We start from the raw sequence: 23,643 nt of genomic DNA, 5'->3' as shown, positions 1-23,643 counted from the left end.
TCACCACCCCATTTCCATGAAGAACATGGCCGCGATGGAGTCGAGCAGAATGACCATGAAAATCGACTGCACCACACTCGAGGTGGTGTGTTCGCCCACCGACTGGGCGCTGCCGCTGACCTTGAAGCCCTCCAGGCAGCCGATCACGGCGATGATAAAGGCGAACAGCGGGGCTTTGCCCAGTCCCACCAGAAAATGCCGGACCTCGATGCTGCGTTCGATGATGGCCAGGAACTGGGTGAGGTAGATGTCCAGGGCCAGGGCACAGACGGTGGCACCGCCGGCGATGCCGGAAATCATGCCGACAAAAGCCAGGATGGGCAGGCTGACCATCATCGCCAACACCCGCGGAATGACCAGGAGTTCGATCGGGCTCAGGCCCAGGGTGCGGATGGCGTCCAGCTCCTCGTTGACCTTCATGGCGCCGATGTGGGCGGTAAAGGCGCTGGCGGTGCGACCGGCCAGCAGAATCGCGGCCAACAGCACCCCGAATTCCCGCAGGAAGGAAAACGTCACCAGATTTACCGTGTAAATGGTCGCCCCGAAGCTCTGCAGTACGGTGGCGCCCAGAAAGGCCACCACCGCACCGACCAGGAATGTCAGCAGCGCCACGATGGGCAGGGCATTCAGGCCGGTTTCCTGAATGGCGGCAATGAACGGGGTGATGCGCCAGCGCCAGGGGCGGGGCAGGATCCAGAACAGGGTGCCCAGGGTCTGGCCGATAAAGCCATTGAGGTCCTTGAGCAAGCCAACGATGTTTTCGGTGCGCTGGCCGGTTTCGGCCAGCAGGCCCGTCAGAAATGACACCCGGGGCGGCGCCGGTTCGGTCCGGTCCATCATGGCCTCGCAGACCGCCAACAGCAGGGCGCTTTTTTCGCGCGCCAGGTCTCGGCCCTCGCTGGCCAGCCGGTGCAGGCGCTCCGGTCCCAGAAACGACACCAACAGGGAGGCGCCGGCGGTATCCAGGCGACCGAGGCCGGCCAGATCCACCTCGGCAATCGCGGTACCTGGCGAAAACTGCGAGTCCAATGAGGCGAGGGTGCGTTTGAGGTGCTGATGGTCGGTGAGGGTCCAGTCGCCAGAGATGGCCAACGAATCACCGGCAAATACGACACTGCCCGGCGTCGTCGTGCTCGCCGCAAAAATCGGATGGTCTTCTTTGGCGGGCCTGGTCACGTTGGCTTAAGATCCGTCGGTTATTGTTGGCTTCCGTCTTACTTCCAGCTTAGAAACACTACCGCCTCTTCGCCAGTGAGCAGGGGGTAGCCCAATCGGACAAAAAATGCCCAAAATAGCCTATAAAACAAAAAGTTGAAAAAAGAGGTTGACGGAAACGGTCGAATCCGTAGAATACGCCCTCGTTGACCAAGCGGGAATAGCTCAGTTGGTAGAGCACAACCTTGCCAAGGTTGGGGTCGCGAGTTCGAATCTCGTTTCCCGCTCCAATTTCTCTCCGGTTCGCCGGTTGGAAATCACAATCCAAGTCTCTCACGCCTCCTGAGAGCAAGAGCCAAATTCAGGCTTTCCCGGCGCGGTGGCAGAGTGGTTATGCAGCGGACTGCAACTCCGTGTACGCCGGTTCGATTCCGACCCGCGCCTCCAATTTCTTCCTTATTTAATAGAGCAAAGGTTCCACCAGTGTTGTCCATTTCCGAGTGGAATGACATCGGGGCTTTATACCTGTCGCTTGGCCTATTCTCCTTCCTTTTTCTACTTCTCTTTCTCGACTCGCCGCTGGCAGCAACCCAGCCATTCGTGATTAAGTAACCTCCATCGAATGGCGAACGTGGTAATCAGCATTCAATGACAATCAGCCCATACAACCGTAACGCTCAAGCTTTTTTCACCCAATACCAGTCCCTGAATTTCGAGCAGGTCCACCGCGACTGGATTAGCCAGTTAAATGGGCAGGGTGGCCTGGCATTAGATGTTGGGGCCGGGAGTGGCCGTGATGCTCTAGGTCTTGCTGAGCGGGGTTGGGATGTGATTGCCGTGGAGCCTGCTTCGGAGCTTCGCCGGCTTGGGCAGTCCGCGACTTCTGAGAAAACTATCCAGTGGATGGATGATGCCCTTCCCGAGTTAGCCCGAATCCGTAAGCTCAGTTATCGCTTCGATCTCATTCTTGTTTCTGCTGTCTGGATGCATTTACCGCCGACTTCCAGGCAAAGGGCTTTTCGAATTCTTACTGAGTTGTTGGCGCCGTCCGGGCTTCTGGTCGTTACGCTCCGGCATGGCCCAGGGGACGGTGAAAGGCAGTTCTATGAGGTTAGCAGGGCAGAGTTGGACAGCTTTGCCCGCCAGCGGGCAGTGATCCCGGTCCTTCTGTCTGACGTGCGTCAAGCAGATGAGTTAGAGCGCAAGGATGTTTGGTGGGAAACGGCCGCCTATAGGCTTCCGGACGATGGTACCGGCGCGCTTCCAACGTTGCGCCACATCATCGTTAACGACAATAAGTCCTCAACGTACAAGTTGGGCTTACTTCGAACTCTGGTGAGAATTGCTGATAGTTCACCGGGATTGATACTCAACAGATCGGATGACTGGGTGGAGCTTCCGCTTGGTGCCGTTGGGTTGTTCTGGCTGATGCTTTATCACCCACTGGTGCTTAAGCATCGGCTCCGTCAGGCCCCTGGAGCTGCGGGCTATGGTTTTGCCCGTGAAGATTTTTACGAGTTGGAGAAGTTGTCGCCTTTGGATTTCAGGGTTGGGTTGGCCCTCTCGGAGGAGCATGCCCCTGTAGTGATGAGAGCCATAAAAGTTGCTTCGGCAAATATTCTCAAGAACCCCGCAAAATTTACAACCTGGCCAGGGACGAATCGGCAGATTTTTGAAGGCGGCAGCAGCAGGTTTCCGATTCGAGAAGAGCCAGTAAGGCTGGATAAAAAGACGCTTGAACAATTTGGGCGTTTCCGTGTTCCCGCGATGCTGTGGGATACCTTCAGTCGATATGCCTGCTGGGTTGAGCCTGCCATTGTGAATGAATGGGTTAACCTGATGGGGAGCTGGGAAATACGTTACTCCATGGATACCTTCCATCAGGCGCTGCAATGGGCAGAAGGCCGCCGCGACACTGCGTTCGTAAGGAAAATGGTGGAGGGGCAACTCTCGAGTGGGTCAGTGGAGTGTGTTTGGACAGCGCGCAATCTGAGGGCATTGAGCTACGATATTGATCATTGTTTCCCTTGGTCTCGCTGGAGCAATAACGACCTCTGGAACCTGTTGCCCGCCTCGCATTCAGCAAATGCCGCAAAGTCGGAAAAACTCCCTGCAGATTCCCTTCTGAAAGCGGCCAGACCGAGGATCATCGAATGGTGGCAGAGGGCAGTTGTTGGTACCGATCGGGAATCGCAGTTTTTCAGTGAGGCCGAAGCGGCGCTGCCGCTGTTAGGTAGCAGCCCAACTGTTGATTGTGTATTCGAGGGAATGCTTCAACAGCGGCTTCGACTGAAGAACAATCTTCAGTTGACCGAGTGGCTCGGGATGTAACCGTTCAATCCCAAGTTGAATCGTCCAATTACTTTATCTAGGTCAGAGGCAGGCAGACGGGCAGGGGGCGCCGGGGAGCAGCCGCCCCGTTACATTGACGGGCGGTGCCGTGGGATCCAATCTGAAAAGATGTTACCCAACGGACGACCACCCCATGCCCCAGGATGACTCCCCACCCACGTCTTTGGATCCCCAGGAAAAACGGGACGCGCGTCGCCGGGAGTCCCCCAGTGCCGCCGTGGTCTATGAGGCCATCCGCGGTGAGGCCGAGAACGAGCTGAGCCGGCCGCTGGTGGCCCTGGCCTGGTCGGCGCTGGCCGCGGGTCTGTCCATGGGCTTTTCCTTTATTGCCCAGGCCCTGCTGTACAGCTATTCCGGCGATGTGGCCTGGCGGCCGATCGTCAGCAGCTTCGGGTATTCGGTGGGGTTTCTGTTTGTCATCCTCGGCCGTCAGCAGCTGTTCACCGAGAACACCCTGACTCCGGTCTTGGAGGTTCTGCGGGTTCGGGACTTGGCCACCACCCTGGGCACCCTCAAACTGTGGGCCGTGGTGTTGTGCTTCAACATGCTGGGGACGGCCGTCTTTGCTTTGGTGTTAACCCAGTTCGACCTGCTCGCGCCCAAGATAGACGAGGCCCTCGAAGCCATCGCGGCCCGGGAGTACGGCCACGATTTTGGCACCATGTTCGTCCGGGCCATATTCGCTGGCTGGCTGGTGGCGCTGATGGTCTGGTTGATGCCTTTTGCCGAGTCGGCTCGGGTGGGGGTGATCATCCTGGTCACCTTCGTGATAGGCCTGGCGCACTTCCCGCACATCATCGCCGGCTCCGTGGCGGCGCTCTATGGGGTGTTTCAGGGCCCGCACGGATTTGGCGACTTCCTGTTCGGGTTCTTCGCACCCACGCTGCTGGGCAACATGGTCGGCGGCATCATGCTGGTGGCGGCCATCAACTACGCCCAGGTGAGCTACAGCAAGCCGGAAGCCGGTGGCTAAACTTTTGCCAAACCGAATAATTTGCTATCTTCCGTTCTGTGCTGGTCACCACAACGACCAGACGTGTCAGCGGGAGAGACCGTTTCGCAGTGAACACTGAAACGGCGCCGAAGGAGCAACTGCCCCGGAAACTCTCAGGCAAAAGGACCGCTCACACGAAGACTTTCCGAAGAGTTGCCGGCAATCGCGTCAGTCGGCACACCGAAGGAGCAAGCGGCGGCCCCGAATCCCGGGGCGCGTGAATCTCTCAGGTTCAGAGACGGAAGGGGTGCTTCCTGCCACATCGCGCAGGGAGGAAACCCTGGACGCTCCCTGGAGAAAGTATGAAGCGAATTGCAGTCATTGGTGGCGGTATCACCGGTATTACCACCGCCTACACCCTGGCCAAGCGTGGTCTGGACGTCACCGTTTTCGAGAAGCATCGCTACGCGGCGATGGAAACCTCCTTTGCCAACGGTGGTCAGCTGTCGGCCTCCAACGCCGAGGTCTGGAACAACTGGCAGACCGTCCTCAAGGGCATGAAGTGGATGATGCGTCCCGATGCCCCGCTGCTGGTCAACCCCAAGCCGTCCTGGCACAAGCTGAGCTGGTTCGCCGAGTTTATCGCCGCCATTCCCCAGTACGAGCAGAACACCACCGAAACCGCACGCCTCGCCATTGCCGCCCGGGAACACCTGTTCGAGTGGGCCAAGGAAGAGGGCATCGATTTCGATCTGAAGAAGCAGGGCATCCTGCACATTTACCGCGACAAGGCCGGCTTTGATCACGCCGCGAAGGTGTCCAAGCTGTTGGCAGCCGGTGGCCTGGAGCGCCGGGCGGTGACCCCGGACGAAATGAAGGCGATCGAGCCGACCCTGGCCGGCAACTACTACGGCGGTTTCTTCACCGAGAGTGACTCCACCGGTGACATCCACAAGTTTACCCACGGTCTGGCCGAGGCCATCCTGCGTCTGGGCGTCAAGACCCAGTACGGCCATACGGTGACCGAGCTGAGCGCCGACCAGAACCACGCCTGGGTCACTGCCCACGATGGCAAGGAACAACACCGCGACACCTTCGACGGCGTGGTGATTTGCGCCGGCGTCGGCAGCCGGGCGCTGGCCGCGAAACTCGGTGACCGGGTCAACATCTACCCGGTCAAGGGTTACTCGATTACCGTGGAGCTGAACGACGAGGCCTCGCAGAAGGCGGCCCCGAGCGTCAGTCTGCTGGACGACGCCACCAAGATCGTGACCAGCCGGTTGGGCGATGGCCGCTTCCGGGTGGCCGGCACGGCCGAATTCACCGGTTACAACCGGGACATTCGGGACGACCGCATTCGCCCGCTCACCCGCTGGGTGGAGGAGTGCTTCCCGGGTGTCAGTACCCGTCGGGTCATTCCCTGGGCGGGCCTGCGCCCCATGTTGCCGAACATGATGCCGAGAGTGGGAGCAGGGCGCTTGCCGACTGTGTTCTACAACACCGGCCACGGCCACCTGGGCTGGACCCTGTCCGCCATCACCGCCACCATGCTGGCGGACACCGTGGAAGCCGCTTCCTCGGGTCAGCCCATCAGCGTCACCGGCTAACGCGTGTATCAGGCCCGGTCCCCAGCGACCGGGCCTTTTCATTTCCCACCTTTATGGCTTGACGGTCCGTCATTGCCTCTCTATATCAAATAGAACACGGTACCTACTTCGGTTCCGTGTCCGATTCCCTGAGGGGGCGTTTGATATGGATCAAGAGGCCGCCACCAGCACCGAACCCAATCGGCAAGACCGACTCAACCCGATCGTTTTCTACGGCTCAGCCGCCGGCATCACCGCTTTCGCGGTACTGACCATCCTGTTTACCGACGCCGCCAGTGCCGCGATCTTCGCGGTGTTGGGCTGGATTTCCAACAGCTTCGGCTGGTTCTATTTCCTGGCGGTGGTGGTCTACCTGGTGTTCGTGATTGCCATCGGCCTGTCGCGCTTTGGCAAGCTGCGCCTGGGGCCGGCCCATTCGACCCCGGATTTCAGTGTCCTTACCTGGGCCGCCATGCTGTTCTCGGCGGGCATCGGCATCGATCTGCTGTTTTTCTGCATTGCCGAGCCGGTGACCCAGTACCTGGCGCCGCCCAGCGGTGATCCGGAGACCCTGGCGGCCGCCCGTCATGCCCTGGAGATCACCTTTCTGCATTGGGGCCTGTCCGGTTGGGGCGTGTACACCCTGGTGGGCATGGCGATGGCGTTCTTCAGCTACCGCCACGGCCTGCCACTGACCATCCGGTCCACCCTGTACCCCATCTTTGGCGCCCGGGTACGCGGTGCCATCGGGCATTTTGTGGACTCGGCCGCGGTGCTGGGGACCGTGTTCGGTATTGCCACCAGTCTGGGCATCGGCATCATCCAGCTGAACTTCGGGCTCAACTATATGTTTGGCGTGGCCGAGAGCACCGTGACCCAGTCCTTGCTCGCGGTGGCCATCGTCATCTTCTCCGCCATCTCCGCCTTCACCGGGGTCGAGCGGGGCATTCGCCGACTGTCCGAGTTCAACATGCTGTTGGCGCTGCTGCTGATGCTGTTCGTGCTGTTTGCCGGCGACACCATCTTCTTGCTGAACGCCCTGGTGATGAACGTGGGCGACTACCTGTCGAATTTCATCAGCCTGTCTTTCAACACCTACGCCTTTGACCCGCCCACCGACTGGCTGAACGCCTGGACGGTGTTCTTCTGGGCCTGGTGGATTGCCTGGGGGCCCTTCGTTGGGCTGTTCCTGGCGCGGATTTCCCGCGGGCGCACCATTCGCCAGTTCGTCGCCGGCACTCTGATCCTGCCGCTGGCCTTCATGATGGCCTGGATGTCGATCATGGGGAACAGCGCCATTGACCTGGTGATGAACGATGCTGGGGTGTCCGGTTTCGGCCAGCAGGCGATGGATCATCCGGGCTCGTCCATTTACCTGTTCCTCGAGAGCTACCCCTGGGTGGGACTGACCACGGTGGTGGTGACCATCCTGGCGGTGGTGTTCTTTGTCACCTCCGGCGACTCCGGCTCACTGGTACTGTCGAATCTGACCTCCATCCTGACCGATCCCAATCACGACGCCCCCGCGTGGATGCGCATTCTCTGGGCCGGCATCATCGGGGTGCTCACCGTGGCGCTGCTGATGGCGGGCGGGCTCAGTGCGCTCCAGAGTGCGGTGGTGGTGATGGGGCTGCCGTTTGCCTTCGTGCTGTTCCTGATGATGCTCGGGCTGTTCAAGGCGCTGAAACTGGAGGGCCTGAAGGAGGACAGCCACCGGGCCAGCATTGCCGGGCACCTGTCCGGTCGGACCGGTGGCGAGAAACACGCCGCCCTGAACTGGCAGCAGCGGCTGGGCCGAAGCGTCAGTTTCCCCGATCTGGCCCAGTTGAAACGCTTCCTGTCCGTGACGGTCAAACCTGCCATGGAGGAAATTTGTGAGGTGCTGGCGTCCAAGGGGTTCCCGGTGAAGATTGAATCGGGCGACGAGGACACCGCCTATCTTGCCTTGCACGTGGATCTGGGCGGCGAGTTGGACTTCACCTATCAGGTCTGGCCGGCCAAATGCCGGATGCCGGCGTTTTCGATCAGGGCGACCCGGGCCGACACCCATTATTTCCGGGCAGAGGTCCATCTCTCCGAGGGCGGGCAGGGCTACGATCTTTACGGCTACACCCGGGAGCAGGTGATTGCCGACATTCTCGACCAGTACGAACGGCACCTGTTCTTCCTGCATAGCCAGCGGGAGCTTCCAGGTGGCGATACCATCATGCCGAGTGGCTCGGACGAACCCTAATGTGTGAGACAGGAGGCGGGTCATGAGCGAGGCCACACCCGAGGATCACTTCGACTACATCATTGTCGGCGCGGGATCGGCCGGGTCGGTACTGGCCGACCGCCTGAGTGCCGATGGCCAATACCAGGTGCTGGTGCTGGAGTACGGCGGCAAGGACAACTCCATCTTCATCCAGATGCCCACGGCCTTTTCGATCCCCCTGAACAAGCCAAAGTTCGATTGGGAGCTCTACACCGAGTCGGAACCGGGGCTGCACGGGCGCCGGATCCATCAGGCCCGGGGCAAGGTTATCGGCGGTTCCTCGTCCATCAATGGCATGGCCTACGTTCGCGGCTGCGCCGGCGATTTCGAGGAGTGGGTGCACGAGGGTGCACAGGGCTGGAGTTACGAGGAAGTACTGCCGTATTTCCGGCGCGCCGAAGACTGCATTTACGGCGCCGACGACTACCGGGACGTCGGCGGCCCGCTGGGCGTATGCAACGGCAACAACATGAAAAATCCGCTGTATCGTGCGTTTATCGAGGCTGGTCGCCAGGCCGGCTACGGTGAGACCGAGGACTACAACGGTTACCGCCAGGAAGGCTTCTGTCGCATGGACATGACGGTCCGGGACGGACGCCGTTGCTCCACCGCCAATGCCTACCTGAAACCGGCCCTTGGTCGCAGCAACCTGACCTTGCGCATGCACGCCCTCACCACTCGCATTCTGCTGGAGGGTAAGAAAGCCACCGGTGTCGAGTACCGGCAGGACGGCAAGATCTACCAGGTCAAAGCCCGGCGGGAGGTCATCCTGAGCGCCAGTGCCTTCAACTCTCCCAAGCTGTTGATGCTCTCAGGCATCGGGCCGGCCGAGCATCTCAAGGAGGTGGGGATTGAGCCGGTGCACAATCTGCCGGGGGTGGGCCAGAATCTGCACGATCACCTGGAAGTGTGGATCCAGCAGACCTGCCGCCAGAAAATTACCCTGAACGGTTGGCTCAATCCGTTTGGCCAGGCCTGGATCGGCGCCCGCTGGCTGTTCTTCAAAAAGGGCCTGGGGGCGTCCAATCATTTCGAATCCAATGGCTACATCCGCAGCCGGGCCGGGCTGAAATACCCGGACCTGCAATACCATTTCCTGGCCGGGGCCATCGCCTACGACGGCTCCAGTGCCTCGGAAGGCCACGGCTTCCAGGCGCATTTGGGCGCCAACAAGCCCAAGAGCCGGGGCTGGGTCAAGCTGGCCTCCCGCGATCCGGCCGCACCGCCCAAAATGTTCTTCAACTACCTGCACGCGGAGGAGGACAAGCAGGCCTATCGGTCCGGCATTCGTCTGACCCGGGAGATCTTTGCGCAACCGGCGTTTGACCCCTATCGGGGCGAGGAATTGATGCCCGGCCAGTCGGTGCAGAGCGACGACGAGCTGGACGACTGGGTCGCAGACAACGCCGAAACCGCCTACCACCCCTGCGGCAGTTGTCGCATGGGGCTTGATGCCATGGCGGTGGTGGACCCCCAATGTCGGGTCCATGGCATCAAGGGGCTGCGGGTAGTGGACTCGTCCATCATGCCGACGGTCACCAACGGTAATATCAACGCACCCACCATCATGATCGCGGAGAAAGCCGCCGATCACATCCTGAACCGCAAACTGCTGAAACCCTCCGAGGCAGGCGCCTACCACGCCGAAAATTGGGCCGAGCGCCAGCGCGAACATGAGCCGGTTAGATCAACGGAGTAGTCTCGAAGGGTCAATGCCTTAGGCACGTCCTGACGGGCCGGGGACTGGCTTATCCTGCCAACCCACGCCAAAATCGGTTTGACATGTCGTTGTCCTCTACCTATGCCTATATGTAAGAACTGGTTAACAAAAACAATCATTTGTTGTAAAAAAAGTTGACGGTTTTAGTTCAGGGTGCGATGAGGTAACGAGCATGGAAGATGCAGTCGTTGTCATGGTCGATGCAACGCAGTATGGGCCTGATTCGGAGTTGGCCCAGCTGATCGGGACGCAGTTTCGGCTTCGTCAGGTTAAACAGCGCAACATGCTTAAGGATTTCATCACTCAGGATCGTCGAACCATTATCTGTTTCGAGTTTGATTTCCCCGATATCTCCACGTTGTCCCAGCTGTCCAACATCAAACGCGATTATCCCTCAATTCCCATTGTGATGTTTACCGAGCAGCACTCTGAAGCTCTGGCGGTCTGGGCGCTCAGGGCCCGGGTGTGGAATTATTTTGTCAAACCGGTGACCCCGGATGCCGTGCTCTCGTCTTTGGGTATGCTGGCTAGAACCATGGCCGGGGGAAGGGAATCAGAGGGTAGGGATATGGCCTTTCCGCCCCAGGCGCTGCCGGACGACGCCCGGTTCCACAAACACAGGGCTGGAGACAAACTGGTCGACCTTGCGGTTGCCCACATCGAGCAGCACCTGCACGAGAAACTCTCGCAAACGGACATCGCCGACCGGTGCGGCACCAGCAGTTACCACCTCAGCCGGGCCTTCAAGGAGTATTACGGCATCACCTTCCAGGACTACATCATGCGCCGGCGGCTGGATCGTGCCTGTGAACTGCTGCACAACGCCAGTGCCTCGGTGGCGGATGTGTGCTGGAGCGTGGGCTTTCGGGATGCCTCCTACTTCACCAAGATGTTCCATCGCCACACCGGTATGACGCCCTCGGAGTACCGGCGTCAGTGGCTGGGTAGCCGCTCCGAGGCGCCCCAGACCGATCTGAACGTGCCCCTGGCCCTGCGCCGACTGTAAAAAAATCGTACGCATAATTCTCCTGTTTTTCCCCAAGAATCCTCCTAACCAACTTCGACGCTCCTTTCTATTCTCCCAATACGGCGCAAGGAAAAGGCCGTAAGGGAACCAAAAATCAATAGCAGGAGCTAACCAATGAAAAACCTCAAAGCGAAAGTGTTGCAGTTTCTTCAGGAAGAAGAAGGCCTCGAACTGTCCGAATACGCAGTTGCCGGTTCACTGATTGTTCTGGGTGCAGTCGCTGCTTTCACCACCCTGGGTGGCGATATCGCTGTAGCCATTGGCACCATCTCCGATGTGATTACCACTGCCGGAGCTGGCGCCCCGTAATCAATCCGAGCTTTACAGGAAGTAAGGCGGGATCGCTCCGATCCCGCCAGTCCCAACGGAAGGCAGGGCTTGAGATGGAAACAACCTGGATGTGCATTCTCCTGACAATGGCGCTCACCGTCGCCTTGATCACCGACTATTCCACGCATCGTATTCCCAACTGGCTCACCCTGGGTCTGCTGGTTGCTGCAGTGATTGCGCAAGGTCTGGCTGATCAATGGTCCGGTCTGTTGAGTGCCCTGGCGGGGGCCTGCGTCGGGTTGCTGTGTTTCCTTCCCCTGCACATCTTCGGCGCCATGGGGGCGGGTGATGTGAAACTCATGGGCGCCGTAGGTGCGGTACTGGGGCCACAGCCAGCGTTGATTGCAGTGCTGGCGACCCTGGTATTCGGCGGTGTGATTGCACTGGTGTTCATTGGCCTGAAGGGCGGGTTGGGGCAGATGGCCCGCCGTTACGCCCGGATGGCCACGCTCGTGGCCCAGCGCCAGCCAGCGTACCTGGCACCAGCCAGTGCCGAGCCCGCCGCCCAACGAATTCCATACGCCCTGGCCATTGCCAGCGGAGCCCTCTTCGCGCTCTGGTCACTCGCCTGACTGTCGGTCAGCCAAAGGGAGATGAATGTCATGGAAGCTGAACATCTGGCACTCGAGGAAGCTCTGCTTGCTGATCATCGCAAGCCTCCGTGTCCTCGTCCGCACAGTCTGGAAGACACTGGTTTGGATTTCTTTTTCGTCGCGGACCTGGTGCTCAAACATCTGCACCAGATCAGCAACCAAACCCTCACTCAATTGGCCCGGAACATCCGCCTGCCAGGCGCGGTTCTGGAGCCGGTGCTCAACGCCCTGCGCAAAGAGGCGCGGGTAGAGACCCGGGGAGCCGCGATCGGCGACGAGGGCATCCGGTATGCGCTCACCGATCGCGGCTACGCCGGGGCCATGAAGGCCCTGTCCCACGACGGCTATTGCGGTCCGGCGCCGGTGCCACTGGCCGATTACGCGGCCCTGATTGAACAGCAGTCGGTCAGCAAATGCCTGGTGACCGAGGCCGATATGCACCGGCTGTTCGAAAACACCGTGCTGGACGAAACCCTGGTCGCCCAGTTGGGCCCGGCGGTGCACTCCGGCCGGGCCATCTTCATTTATGGCCCCCCGGGCAGCGGCAAAAGCTACATTACCCGGCAGCTGGTGAGCCTGTTGAAAGACCAGGTCTACGTGCCTTACGCGATTTCGGTGGGCGGCGCGGTGATTGCCGTGTTCGACCCCGAGTTCCACCACCCAATCAACCGCCACGACCAGGATCCGGTCCGGCTCATGGAGGGGCACGATCCCCGTTACCAGCTGTGCCACCGGCCGCAGGTCGTGGTTGGCGGCGAACTCACCATGGACCTCCTGGACCTGACCTTCGACGCCGACCGGAAACAGTACCAGGCGCCGCTTCAGCTCAAGGCCAGCAACGGCATGTTCCTGATCGACGATCTGGGTCGCCAGACCATGCCACCGATGTCGCTGTTGAACCGCTGGATTGTCCCCATGGAGGAAAAGCGGGATTACCTGCACCTCCAGGCCGGCCAGCATTTTGCGGTGCCGTTCGACATGATGCTGGTGTTTTCGACCAACCTGAACCCGCTGGAGCTGGCCGATGAAGCCTTCCTCCGCCGGATCGGCCACAAAATCCGGTTCAGCACCATGGAAAGCGAACCTTACCTGCGACTGTGGCAGCAGGTGTGCGAACAGTACGGAATTGAGAACAAACCTGAAGTGACCCGTTACCTGATGACGGAACTCTACCCAGTGCAGGGAAGCGCTTTGCTGCCATGCCATCCCCGGGATCTGCTCAGCCTGGTCAGTGACTATTGTCGCTACCAGGGTCAGGCCCCGGAACTGAGTATCGAAGCTATTCGCTGGGCCTGGAAAAGCTACTTTGTGCAGTTTAAGGATGAGAGGTGATCGCCATGTTCAAGAAACGGACTATCGTCATGCTGGTTTTCGCAATGGCCATGGGGCTGGCGGCGGCATTTGTCGCCAAGGGCTGGGCCATCAAACGCCTGACCGTGTCAACGGAAGACCCGGGTACGCCGGTGGTGGTTGCCGCCCTGCAGATTCCCTTTGGTAAGAAGCTGGAGGAAACCGATCTGCGGGTGAAAAACATGCCCAGCCACCTGGTTCCGTCCAGTGCCTACACCGACGTTGAAAGCCTGAACGGCACGGTGGCCATGGGCACCATCTACCCGGACGAAATCGTCATGCGTGAAAAGGTCACGCCGTTCGGCGGCGGCAGTGCGCTGTCCGCGGTGATCGAGCCCAACAAGCGGGCCGTGACCGTCCGGGTCAACGACGTGGTCGGTGTGGCCGGCTTCCTGATGCCGGGTAACCGGGTCGATGTGGTCGCGGCCAAGCCCGATGGCAGTCGCACCAACTACAAGTCGGAAACCCTGCTCGAAAACGTCAAGGTGCTGGCGGTAGACCAGACCGCCTCTCCAGAGAAGGACAAGCCGGTCATCGTACGGGCGGTCACCCTCGAGTTGTCCCCGCAGGATGCCGAACTTTTGGTGGAAGCGACCCAGGAAGGTGTGGTTCAGCTGGCGCTGAGAAACCCCCTGGACGACAGCAAGAAGCCCAAGGCGGAAGTGGTTGCCGAGGCGCCGAAGCCCAAGCCGGTTCGCAAGCGGGTCGTGGCAACGTCCCAGCGCGTCACCATCATTCGCGGCACCGACGTCAGTACCTCAAGAGTATCCATGTAAACGGACTGTCCAAGAAAAATCACGCAGGGAGAAGTGGGTGATGAAAACAAACAGGAAGGTGACAGGAAAGAACGGGCCAGGACTGCTGGCCGCAAGCCTCATGGCACTGGTATTCCTCGGCGCAAGCACCGTGGCCGTGGCCCAACAGCTGACACTTTCGTCAGGCCTGGAGCGTCAAATGCTCGAGGTGGCGCTGAACCAGTCCCAGATTCTCTATCTGGAGGACCCCGTGGCCAAGGTGTCACTGGGTAACCCGGACATTGCCGATATCCTCATCCTGAGGTCGCGCCAGCTCTATGTGGTTGGCAAGCAGCTCGGCTCCACCAACGTGACCCTCTGGGACAACAACAACACCGTTGTTGCGGTCCTGGGCATTGAGGTTACCCACGACCTGGAAGGCCTGAAAGCCCGCCTGTACGACATACTGCCCGATGAAACCATCGAAGTGCGTTCGGCCCAGGGCGACATCGTCCTCAGCGGGGAAGTCAGCAGTGCCCCCCGGGTGGATGCCGCCGTGCAACTGGCACGCAGCTTCCAGGGCACCAGCAAGGATCGTGGCAATGTCCTGAACATGATGCAGGTCGGTGGCGCCCAGCAGGTGATGCTGGAAGTCCAGGTGGCCGAGGTGTCCCGGGACCTGTTGAAGAACATTGGCGCCAAGTTCGAGGTTCTGAACGTTGCCAATAACATTACCTCCGGTGCCAGCCGGGGTGCCACCGCCGTCATCGGTGCGCCCATCCTTGGCGGTGGTGCCCCGATTACCGGCGACGTGTCCGCGATCGTCCGGGAACCCCTGAGCTACGACACCAGCGGTCTGTTCGCCAGCTTCCTGGATGGAACCACGCTGTTTGATCTGGTGATCGAAGCGGCCGAGGAGAACAACCTGGCCAAGGTACTGGCGGAGCCGACGCTGACCACCCTGACCGGGCAGGAAGCGACCTTCCACGCTGGCGGTGAATTCCCGGTTCCAGTAGCTGGCAAGGACAACGAGGTGACCATCGAGTTCAAGGACTTCGGTATCAGCCTCGGTTTCCTGCCCACCGTCCTGGATTCCGGAACCATCAGCCTGAAGCTCAACATCAAGGTCAGCGAGCTGAGCAACCAGAACTCAATTGCCCTCGAGATCGAGGAGGCCGGTGCCACCTTCTTCATCAACGCACTCACCAGTCGCAGTGCCTCCTCCACCGTGGAGTTGGGTAATGGCCAGACCATCGGTGTCGCCGGCCTGATCAACGAAACCCTGCGCGAGCGGGTGAACAAGTTCCCGGGTCTGGGTGACATTCCGGTGCTGGGCCAGCTGTTCCGCAGCCAGGAGTACATCCAGGGCAAAACCGAACTGGTGATCCTGGTCACGCCCCATTTCGCCAAGCCTGTCGATCGCGACCAGTTCACCCTGCCCACCGACCAGTTCGTCGACCCCAGTTCGCTGGAGTTCTACCTGCTGGGCTGGACCGAGGGCTGGGGCGCCGGGGATCCCCCGAAAGCGAAGCCGGTTAGCAAGGGTGGTGTGGAAGGTCAATTTGGACACGAACTCTAAGGTGAACGAGATGAACAGGATCAAGATCAAGTATCAGCCCGTGTTAGTCGCAGTGATGGTGGTGGCTTTGGCCGGATGTGCCTCACCGTCCTCGGAGTGGGATTTCGGCAACTCGGTTCGCAAGATGGTCGCCGCCCAGAAGCACGTCCCGGAAGGGCAGGAGCCCCCGGCCATTCCCACCATGGATGGCGCCCGGGCGGCGGGTGCGGTTGAGCGGCAACGCACTACACCGCCGGCCCAGCATCGCATTTACCAGGGCATGGGTGGCGCTGAGCTCTGAGCCCACAACCGGATGATGACAAGGAGGCACATCATGCAAGGTAAGGACGGCACACAAGGAATGGGGCAACGGCAGGACGGCGCGATCATGCCCCTGTTCGCCATCTCAGCGGTGGCGATCCTGGGCATGTCTGGCTTGGCTCTGGATATGAGCCATGCTCATCTCCAGAAGACCCGCCTGCAGAACAGCCTGGATGCGGCCGCACTGAGCGCCGCAAAAGTCCTGGACCAGACCGGCAATACCCTGGTGGCGGAAACCGCGGGCCGGGATGTGTTCACGGCCAACGTCAATGCCCCGGGTAATGCCGCCCTGGGCGAGGCGCTGTCCGGGGGCGACATGACCGTAGCGGTGGAATTCTCCTCCAGCCTCAACCCCTTTGTGCCGGCCACGGCGCCCGCCCGCTATGTGCGGGTGCGGGCCGCCGGCATGGAAGTGGACCACTGGTTCGCGCCCCTGTTCGGCCTGAACGAGACCGAGGTTCCGGGGTCGGCGGTGGCCGGTCCCAGCCCAACCCTCGGCAACGTCTGTAATGTGGCGCCCATGATGGTCTGCGGCACACCGCCGGCGTCGGCCCCTCCCGGCACAACTTATGGTTATTCCCGGGGTGACGTGGAGATGCTGAAAATCGGCGCGGGAGATTCGTCCTCGGTCGGCAATGGCAACTTCTACCTGGTGCGCCTGGACGGCAACGCCGGTGGTGCCGATGTTCGCCACGCCGCCGCGGGCGGCTATGAAAACTGCATCGAGACCGGAAACGACATTGAAACGGAGCCGGGCAACACCGTAGGCCCCTTTGCCCAGGGCATCAACACTCGGGTAGGGGTTTATAACGGTCCGGTCAATGCCAGCGATTATCCCCCTGACTGGTTCACCAACCACGACAGCTACACCGAGGCGGATTACAACGCCAACGTTGATCCCAACTACGACCTCGACTGGTACCTGAACCAGATGGCCCAGGTGAACCCGGCGGCGCCGCCGGCGGGCGTGCCCGGACGCCGGATCCTGACCTTGCCGGTTGGTCACTGCGACGGTCTGGCCAATGGCCAGAGTAGCGTCGAACTGCTCGGCTTTGCCTGCTTCTACATGATTACCCGGATGCAGCAAACCGGACAGGCGGTGTTCTTTGGCCAGTTCAAGGACGAGTGCAGTGGTAATGGTGTGCCGGGGCCCAACCCGGTGACGGGACCGGGCCCCCACATTATCCAGCTCTACAAGGACCCGGACACCGCGGATAGCTGACCGACGCCGATCGCCAGCGGCAGGGGTACAACCAAAGGAGTGGTCAAATGAACAGAATATCCCCCATCGGGTGCAAACAGCGCGGCATCGCCGCCCTGGAATTCGTGGTCTCGGCACCCTTACTGATCTTGCTGGTGTTTGCAGTCACCGAGTTGGCCTGGGCCTTTCACCAGTACCACACCATGACCCGGGCCACCCGGGACGGCGCCAGATACATGGCCGCCAATGCCACCGTCGGCAGCGTCGGCATGATTTACCTGGACGCCACCCGAGTCCAGGAAACCGGCAACCTGATCGTCTACGGCAATGTGACGGGGGCCGGCGCGCCCCTGCTGCCAGGCTGGACCCAAGGCGACGTTGCCGTCACCAGTCCCGATGCCATCCACGTTCGGGTCTCCGCCACCTACGACTACATGCCTCTGGTCGGAACCCTGCCGACCTTCTACGGCGGCGAGCCCCTGAACCTTCAGTTTGCGATGCAAAGCACCGTGGAGATGCGCGCCTTATGAACAGTCATAGCCGGACTCAGTTGGGAGTCCACACCGTAGAGTTTGCGATCGTCGGATCCATGTTCTTCATCCTGCTGTTCGGGGCGATTGAGTTTGGCCGGCTGATGTTTGTCTGGAACACGCTGGATGAAGTCAGCCGGAAAAGCGCCCGGGTTGCCGCGGTATGCCCCATCGACCACAGCGCCATCCGCCGGGTCGGCATGTTCGACGTGGCAGGTTCAAGCGGGGCCAGCCCGGTGCTGCCGGCACTGGACGAATCGAACATCCGGATTGAGTACCTGAACGCCGCCGGCGCTCCGGTCGATCCGGCCACCAACTATCTCGACATTGCCTTCGTGCGGACGGAAGTGAACGCCGTGCGGCATCGTCTGATTGTTCCGTTTTTTATGCGGGAGTTTGATTTGCCCCCGTTCACCACCGTGTTGCCCAGGGAAAGTCTCGGTGTCTCCCCGGAAGGGACAGAGTGTTTCGGCACCGTAGGCTGACATAGCAGGGATGAGGAGAGCGTTATGATCCCCACAATGAGAGTGCTTCTGGCTGGTCGCGACGCCAGCCAACTATCGGAACTGGAAAAGGTGCTGGTCAGCGGAACCTCGCACATTCTGAGCCTCAGACACATCACCTCCGGTAATCCGGACCCGCTGTTGAACCTTCCGGAGCCACCGGAAACCCTGATCTTCTGTGTGACCAAGGCCTGGGAGGAGGAGCTCCGGGCCCTGGATCAACGCCCGGCCGCGCGCCGCCCGCCGACCATTGTGGTGGGCCCGGAGAATACCGCCGTCATGCGCATGGCCATGCAGGTGGGGGCGCGGGACTACTTCAGTCTGCCGGTGCCGGAGTACGAGCTCCGCTCGTCCCTGAAGCGCATCGCCGAGGGCGCCCAGGCTGACGCCGGCATTCGCTGTGCGCCCCTGACCGCAGTGATCAACGCCAAGGGCGGGTCTGGCGCCAGCATCATCGCTGCCACCCTGGCGCACAGCCTGGCGGACCGGCTCGAACAGCGGGTGGCGCTGCTGGACCTGGATTTCCAGTTCGGCCACCTGTCATCGCTGTTCGATCTGCCCGCCGACGGCGGCCTGATTGATGCCATTGTCCGGTCCGACAGCATGGACGCGGTGGCTCTTGAGGGCCACATGCTCAAGCACAAGAGTGGCCTCCACATTCTGGGCGATACCTCCCAGCAGCTCATTGTTCCGGGCGACATTGACGAGGGGCAGCTCAAGAAGATGATCGGCGTGGTGCGCACCGGCTACGACTACGTGGTGGCCGACCTGCCGCGGCAGATCGACCCGGTGGCCGGCGTGGTGCTGGAGTCCGCCGACACCATCCTGCTGGTGGTGCAGCAGAGCATCGCCCACATCCAGGATGCCCGCCAGATGGTCCGGTACCTGACTACCTACCTGGGCATCGCGCCACAAAGGATGAAAGTGGTGGTGAACCGTTGGGAAAAACGTCTGGACCTGGATGTTACCGACATCCGCAAGACCCTGGAAATCGAGGATGTGGTCTGCATTCCCAACGATTTCGCCAAGGTTGCGGAGAGCGCCAATCTGGGCACGCCGCTACTGGAGTTTGCACCGTCATCTCCGGTCAGCCGCAGTGTCGTGAGTCTGGCGGAAAGCCTGAGTGGCAAGAAGGTCGAGAGCGGATTCGGACTTGGCCGAGTGCTGCGCAAACTGGCCCGTACATGAGGTGGATGCGATGAATACCAATGGAATGAATGAACCGTCCCTGGCCCGTTTCGGGGTCAACGGCCAGCGCCACGATGTCGAACAGGCGCGGCGGGTGGAAGAAGAACAGGAACGTCTTTGCAAGAACGCCTTGCGTAAGAAACTGATGAAGGTGCTCGACCTGTCGCTCATCAGCACCCTGGGGCGGGCCGAGGCGGAAAGCCAGATCCTGGCCATCGGCCAGCAGATGATGAACGAGGACTCGGTGCCCCTGAGCCTGAATTCCCGGCAGAAGGTGCTGAAACAGATCCTCGACGACATCCTGGGCCTGGGGCCCCTGGAGCCCTTGCTGGCGGACAAGAGCATCGCCGACATCCTGGTGAACGGATTCGACAATGTCTACGTCGAGCGCAACGGTAAGCTGCAACGGGTCGATGTCAGTTTCAGCAGCGACTCCCATTTGATGAACGTGATCGACCGCATAGTCTCCAGCGTCGGCCGCCGGATCGACGAATCCTCCCCGATGGTGGACGCGCGCCTGCAGGACGGCTCCCGGGTCAACGCCATCATCCCGCCGCTGGCGGTGGATGGACCACTGCTGTCCATTCGGCGCTTCTCCATTGGCCGGCTGACGGTGGATGCGTTGATCGAGAAGCACACCCTGACCGAGCCCATCGCCAACCTGCTCGATGCCATTGTCCGGGGCCGGATGAACGTGCTGATCTCGGGCGGCACCGGTTCGGGTAAAACCACCTTGCTCAACGTGATGTCGGGGTTCATTCCCCATAACGAGCGCATTGTCACCATTGAGGACTCGGCCGAGTTGCAGCTGCAACAGCCCCATGTGGCCCGCCTGGAAACCCGGCCACCGAACATTGAAAGCAAGGGCGAGGTGACCCAGCGCGACCTGGTGCGCAACAGCCTCCGGATGCGGCCGGACCGGATCATTGTCGGCGAGGTGCGCGGCACCGAGGCCCTGGACATGCTGCAGGCCATGAATACCGGCCACGACGGCTCCATGACCACCCTGCACGCCAACTCCCCGCGCGATGCGCTGACCCGGATCGAGAACATGGTGGCCATGGCCAGCGCTGGAATGCCGATCCGGGCCATCCGCAACCAGATTGCCTCTGCCATCGATGTGGTGTTGCAGGTAGAGCGCCAGGAGGACGGGGTGCGGCGGCTGATCAGTGTGCAGGAAATCAATGGCATGGAAGGCGATGTGATCACCATGTCCGAGCTGTTCGCCTTCAAGCGTCGTGGCAAGGATGAGGACGGCATGGTGGTCGGTAACTACGTGGCCACCGGCATCGTGCCCCGGTTCCACGAACACCTTCAGCAGCGGGGGATCGAGCTGCCGCTGTCGCTGTACAACCCGGACTGGGAGGGCTGAGCCATGGAAACGTTGGGAGACAATCTCTGGGTGTTCGTCGCCTTGGTGTTCACCGCGGTGTTCCTGCTGTCCCAGGGGCTGGTTATTCCGGTCTTTGGCGAGAGCCGAAGTGCCCGAAGACGCATGAAGCGACGCATGAAAACCCTGGTGTCGGAGTCGGAGAACCAGCAGCGGGTCTCCCTGCTGCGTGAGCATTACAGCAAGCATCTCAGCCCCCTGGAAAAACGGCTGGAATTCTCCGTGGTGCTCGAACCGCTCCGTAACCTGATCGCCCAGAGCGGATTGAAGACCGCGGCCTACAAGGTGGTCCTGCTCGCCATCGTCCTGGCGACAGTGCTGGGAGCCATCGCCTGGAACTTCAACAAGGTCTACTGGGTGCCGCTGCTGGCGGCACCGGTGGGCCTGATCCTGCCCTTCCTGTACATCCGAAGAAAACGGGCGGAGCGGATCGCACGGATAGAGGAGCAATTGCCGGATGTGGTGGACGTCATCATCCGGGCCTTGCGCGCCGGGCACCCGTTCGTGGAAGCCATTCGCCTGGTGTCGGCGGAAATGCCGAAACCGGTGGGCGAGGAATTCCAGATCACCTTTAACGAGATCAATTACGGTGGCGACGTCCGTACCGCGCTCATGGGCTTGCTGCAGCGCGTGCCCAGCATCCTGGTGATGGCGTTGATCACCGCCGTGCTGGTGCAGCGGGAGGCGGGTGGCAACCTGGCGGAGGTGCTGGAGAAGATTGCGGCCGTCATTCGGGGCCGGTTCCGGTTCCAGCGCAAGGTCCGCACCCTGTCGGCCGAGGGCCGGATATCCGCCTGGGTACTGACCCTGACGCCCTTCGCGCTGTTTGTGCTGATTTCCCTGATCAACCCGGACTACATGCCCATGCTCACGGAGAGTACCCGTGGCGCTGACATCGTCATGATTGCCCTGGGGTTAATCGTTGTTGGGGTGTTCTGGATCAAACGGATCCTCAACCTCAAGGTGTAAAGGAGAAACGCCATGGACTATTTGATGGGATTGCTGAACGCCACGCTCCAGAACCCGGAGCTGGCCGAATGGGTGTTCGTGTCGCTCATGGGCGCGGCGGTGTTCTGCGTCGGGCTGGCCGGCATCTTCCTGATCTCGACGGTATTCAACCCGGTTCGGGAGCGGCTGCAATCGGTGGTGGGTTCCGGTGCTGAGACGGAAAACCGGAAACCCGGCGCCATGGTGCTGCTGGCCGGAAAGGTCGCACCGTTTGTGCTGCCGAAAAAAGCGGGGGAGCGCAGCCGCACCAAGGAGCGGCTGATACACGCCGGTTTCCGCGGCGACAACGCACTGCCGACCTTCTACGCCATCAAGACCCTGCTGTTCATCGGCTTGCCGGTGCTGGTTTTGCTGACGATCAACTGGATTCCGGGGCTGACGTCCGAGCAAACCCTGCAGGCGGCGGCCATCGCCGTTCTGGTCGGAGTCGGTGCACCCAACTTCGTGCTGTCCAAGCTGATCAAGCGGCGCCAGCGCCTGTTGTACAACGGCTTTCCCGACGCCCTTGACCTGCTGGTGGTCTGCACCGAGGCGGGGTTTGGCCTGAAACCGGCGATGCAGCGGGTCGCGGACGAAATCTCCGTGGGTCATCCGGAACTGGCCCAGGAATTCGCCCTGGTCAACGCGGAGATGCGAGCCGGAGTGGAGCGGGCGGAGGCACTGCGCAACCTGGCCGACCGTACTGGCCTGGAGGCCATTGCGGGCCTGGTGACCCTGCTCAGCCAGAGCCTGCGTTTCGGTACCAGCATCGCCGACTCACTGCGGATCTACTCTGAGGAGTTTCGCGACAAGCGGATGCAGAAAGCCGAAGAGGAGGCTGGAAAGATCTCCACCAAACTGATTTTCCCCCTGGTGCTGTGCATGTTCCCGGCGTTCTTCGTGGTGGCCATCGGCCCCGCGATCGTCGGCTTGCTTGACCACTTCAAGGGCTAGGCCGGATTACGACGGCGACACACGACATTAACTGGTAAAAGGAGTAACACCCAATGAACGGATGTATTCGGGTGGTAAAGGGAACAGGTGTGGCCATGACACTGGCCGTGATGGTCGGTTGTGCGTCCAATCCGACGCCGGCGGGCAAGGATTACTCGGGCCTGTACAGCGGCAAGTCGGAGCTGACGTTTTCGACGCTGATGCCCATCGGCTCGGCGGAAGAGGGCATTGCCCGGGGCGACTCCGCGCTGGCGCGGGGCGAACCGGACCAGGCGATCTTCGAGTACATCCGGACCCTGGAGCTGGAGCCGGATAACGCCGAGGTGTTCTACAAGATTGGCAGCATCAACCTGCAGAAGGGCGAGCTGACCAAGGCGCACAGCGCCTTCCAGAAGGCCCTGGAGCGGGATCCCGAGCACTCACGTTCGCTTGAGGGCATGGGCCTGGTGCTGATGCAGATCCGGCAACCGGAGCAGGCCAGGATCGTGCTGGAGCAGGCGGTCAGCCTGAATGAGACCCTGGGGCGGGCCCACAATGCCCTGGGTATTCTGGCCGATCTGCGGGGCGAATTCGGCCAGGCCAGCGTGCATTACGAAAATGCCCTGCGCCTGTCGCCCCTGAGTGCGCGCATTCAGAACAACCTGGGCTACTCCCACTACCTGGCGGGGCGCTGGAACCTGGCGGAGCGGGCTTACCTGGCGACACTGAACATCGACCCCCGGTACAAGAAAGCCTGGCAAAACCTGGGGCAACTCTACGCCCGGCAGGAACGGTATGATGAAGCCCTGGATGCCCTGACCGAAGTCATGACCAAGGCGGAGGCCCTGAATGTGGTGGGTTACATTTGCATGAATGCCGGCAAGCTTGAGGACGCCGAGCGGTTCTTCCGCTATGCCACCGAGGCCTCGCCGAGCTACTACGTGGCGGCCAACCAGAATCTGGAGCAGGTACGGCGGGTGATGGCCAAGCGCTAAGC

Annotated in this window: 21 protein-coding genes, 2 tRNA genes and 1 riboswitch; of the genes, 22 read left to right on the top strand and 1 reads right to left on the bottom strand. The window is 61.0% G+C overall.

All coding sequences use genetic code 11. The annotated features are described in order from the left end of the window. A complete protein-coding gene (locus U5822_RS16040; protein ID WP_425259429.1) occupies positions 1–1,146 on the bottom strand; it encodes an ABC transporter permease in 1,146 nt (381 codons plus the stop codon). Between the two features lie 223 nt (positions 1,147–1,369). On the opposite strand from U5822_RS16040, the gene U5822_RS16035 reads away from it, so the two are divergent. The 22 genes from U5822_RS16035 to U5822_RS15930 all read left to right on the top strand — a co-directional run bounded on the left by U5822_RS16035 (position 1,370) and on the right by U5822_RS15930 (position 23,641). Beyond that, a tRNA-Gly gene (locus tag U5822_RS16035) sits at positions 1,370–1,445 on the top strand. A gap of 83 nt (positions 1,446–1,528) precedes the next feature. Continuing rightward, positions 1,529–1,602, top strand: a tRNA-Cys gene (locus tag U5822_RS16030). Between the two features lie 201 nt (positions 1,603–1,803). Further along, positions 1,804–3,486, top strand: a complete 1,683-nt coding sequence (locus U5822_RS16025; RefSeq protein WP_322856616.1) for a class I SAM-dependent methyltransferase — start codon at positions 1,804–1,806, stop codon at positions 3,484–3,486. A 154-nt stretch (positions 3,487–3,640) separates the two neighbouring features. Next, positions 3,641–4,480, top strand: a complete 840-nt coding sequence (locus tag U5822_RS16020) for a formate/nitrite transporter family protein (RefSeq protein ID WP_322856615.1) — start codon at positions 3,641–3,643, stop codon at positions 4,478–4,480. A 60-nt stretch (positions 4,481–4,540) separates the two neighbouring features. Beyond that, a riboswitch (glycine riboswitch) is annotated at positions 4,541–4,640 on the top strand. Between the two features lie 163 nt (positions 4,641–4,803). Beyond that, a complete protein-coding gene (locus U5822_RS16015) occupies positions 4,804–6,048 on the top strand; it encodes a D-amino acid dehydrogenase (protein WP_322856614.1) in 1,245 nt (414 codons plus the stop codon). Positions 6,049–6,193: 145 nt separating this feature from the next. Further along, positions 6,194–8,260: a choline BCCT transporter BetT gene (gene betT / locus U5822_RS16010; RefSeq protein WP_322856613.1), complete on the top strand. Its 2,067-nt coding sequence runs from the start codon at positions 6,194–6,196 to the stop codon at positions 8,258–8,260. Positions 8,261–8,282: 22 nt separating this feature from the next. After that, positions 8,283–9,980: a choline dehydrogenase gene (gene betA, locus U5822_RS16005; protein WP_322856612.1), complete on the top strand. Its 1,698-nt coding sequence runs from the start codon at positions 8,283–8,285 to the stop codon at positions 9,978–9,980. A 193-nt stretch (positions 9,981–10,173) separates the two neighbouring features. Then, the gene (locus U5822_RS16000; RefSeq protein WP_322856611.1) at positions 10,174–11,007 is read left to right on the top strand and encodes a response regulator transcription factor; all 834 of its coding nucleotides are present in this window, start codon (positions 10,174–10,176) and stop codon (positions 11,005–11,007) included. Between the two features lie 135 nt (positions 11,008–11,142). Beyond that, on the top strand, positions 11,143–11,337 hold the full coding sequence (locus U5822_RS15995; RefSeq protein WP_322856610.1) for a Flp family type IVb pilin: 195 nt from the start codon (positions 11,143–11,145) through the stop codon (positions 11,335–11,337). Positions 11,338–11,411: 74 nt separating this feature from the next. After that, the gene (locus U5822_RS15990; protein ID WP_322856609.1) at positions 11,412–11,930 is read left to right on the top strand and encodes an A24 family peptidase; all 519 of its coding nucleotides are present in this window, start codon (positions 11,412–11,414) and stop codon (positions 11,928–11,930) included. 30 nt (positions 11,931–11,960) lie between these two features. Next, the gene (locus U5822_RS15985; protein ID WP_322856608.1) at positions 11,961–13,283 is read left to right on the top strand and encodes a P-loop NTPase family protein; all 1,323 of its coding nucleotides are present in this window, start codon (positions 11,961–11,963) and stop codon (positions 13,281–13,283) included. A 5-nt stretch (positions 13,284–13,288) separates the two neighbouring features. Then, entirely contained in the window at positions 13,289–14,077 is a 789-nt protein-coding gene (gene cpaB, locus U5822_RS15980) for a Flp pilus assembly protein CpaB (protein WP_322856607.1), read from the top strand. Positions 14,078–14,177: 100 nt separating this feature from the next. Further along, complete coding sequence (locus tag U5822_RS15975; protein WP_322856606.1) at positions 14,178–15,614, top strand: type II and III secretion system protein family protein; 1,437 nt, start codon at positions 14,178–14,180, stop codon at positions 15,612–15,614. Positions 15,615–15,624: 10 nt separating this feature from the next. Next, positions 15,625–15,894, top strand: coding sequence for a hypothetical protein (locus U5822_RS15970; protein ID WP_322856605.1), 270 nt, complete (start codon positions 15,625–15,627; stop codon positions 15,892–15,894). A 33-nt stretch (positions 15,895–15,927) separates the two neighbouring features. Continuing rightward, positions 15,928–17,136 (top strand): Tad domain-containing protein, encoded by a 1,209-nt coding sequence (locus U5822_RS15965; protein WP_322856604.1) that lies wholly within the window; start codon positions 15,928–15,930, stop codon positions 17,134–17,136. Between the two features lie 47 nt (positions 17,137–17,183). Then, positions 17,184–17,645, top strand: coding sequence for a TadE family protein (locus U5822_RS15960; RefSeq protein ID WP_322856603.1), 462 nt, complete (start codon positions 17,184–17,186; stop codon positions 17,643–17,645). Continuing rightward, positions 17,642–18,130, top strand: coding sequence for a TadE/TadG family type IV pilus assembly protein (locus U5822_RS15955; RefSeq protein ID WP_322856602.1), 489 nt, complete (start codon positions 17,642–17,644; stop codon positions 18,128–18,130). The genes U5822_RS15960 and U5822_RS15955 overlap by 4 nt, the downstream gene beginning before the upstream one ends. A 24-nt stretch (positions 18,131–18,154) precedes the next feature. Continuing rightward, positions 18,155–19,336: a CpaE/TadZ family protein gene (locus tag U5822_RS15950; RefSeq protein ID WP_322856601.1), complete on the top strand. Its 1,182-nt coding sequence runs from the start codon at positions 18,155–18,157 to the stop codon at positions 19,334–19,336. A gap of 10 nt (positions 19,337–19,346) precedes the next feature. After that, a complete protein-coding gene (locus tag U5822_RS15945) occupies positions 19,347–20,708 on the top strand; it encodes a TadA family conjugal transfer-associated ATPase (protein WP_322856600.1) in 1,362 nt (453 codons plus the stop codon). 3 nt (positions 20,709–20,711) lie between these two features. Next, positions 20,712–21,695 carry a type II secretion system F family protein gene (locus tag U5822_RS15940; protein WP_322856599.1) on the top strand — a complete coding sequence of 328 codons (984 nt, stop codon included), beginning with the start codon at positions 20,712–20,714 and terminating at the stop codon, positions 21,693–21,695. Positions 21,696–21,707: 12 nt separating this feature from the next. Beyond that, the gene (locus tag U5822_RS15935) at positions 21,708–22,667 is read left to right on the top strand and encodes a type II secretion system F family protein (protein WP_322856598.1); all 960 of its coding nucleotides are present in this window, start codon (positions 21,708–21,710) and stop codon (positions 22,665–22,667) included. Between the two features lie 95 nt (positions 22,668–22,762). After that, the gene (locus tag U5822_RS15930; protein WP_322856597.1) at positions 22,763–23,641 is read left to right on the top strand and encodes a tetratricopeptide repeat protein; all 879 of its coding nucleotides are present in this window, start codon (positions 22,763–22,765) and stop codon (positions 23,639–23,641) included. Positions 23,642–23,643: the final 2 nt, after the last annotated feature.

It is taken from the genome of Marinobacter qingdaonensis, assembly GCF_034555935.1.
GTDB classification, from domain to species: Bacteria; Pseudomonadota; Gammaproteobacteria; order Pseudomonadales; family Oleiphilaceae; genus Marinobacter; species Marinobacter qingdaonensis.
Note: the sequence above shows the minus strand (reverse complement) of the source record. Positions and strands in the feature narration are given on the sequence as shown.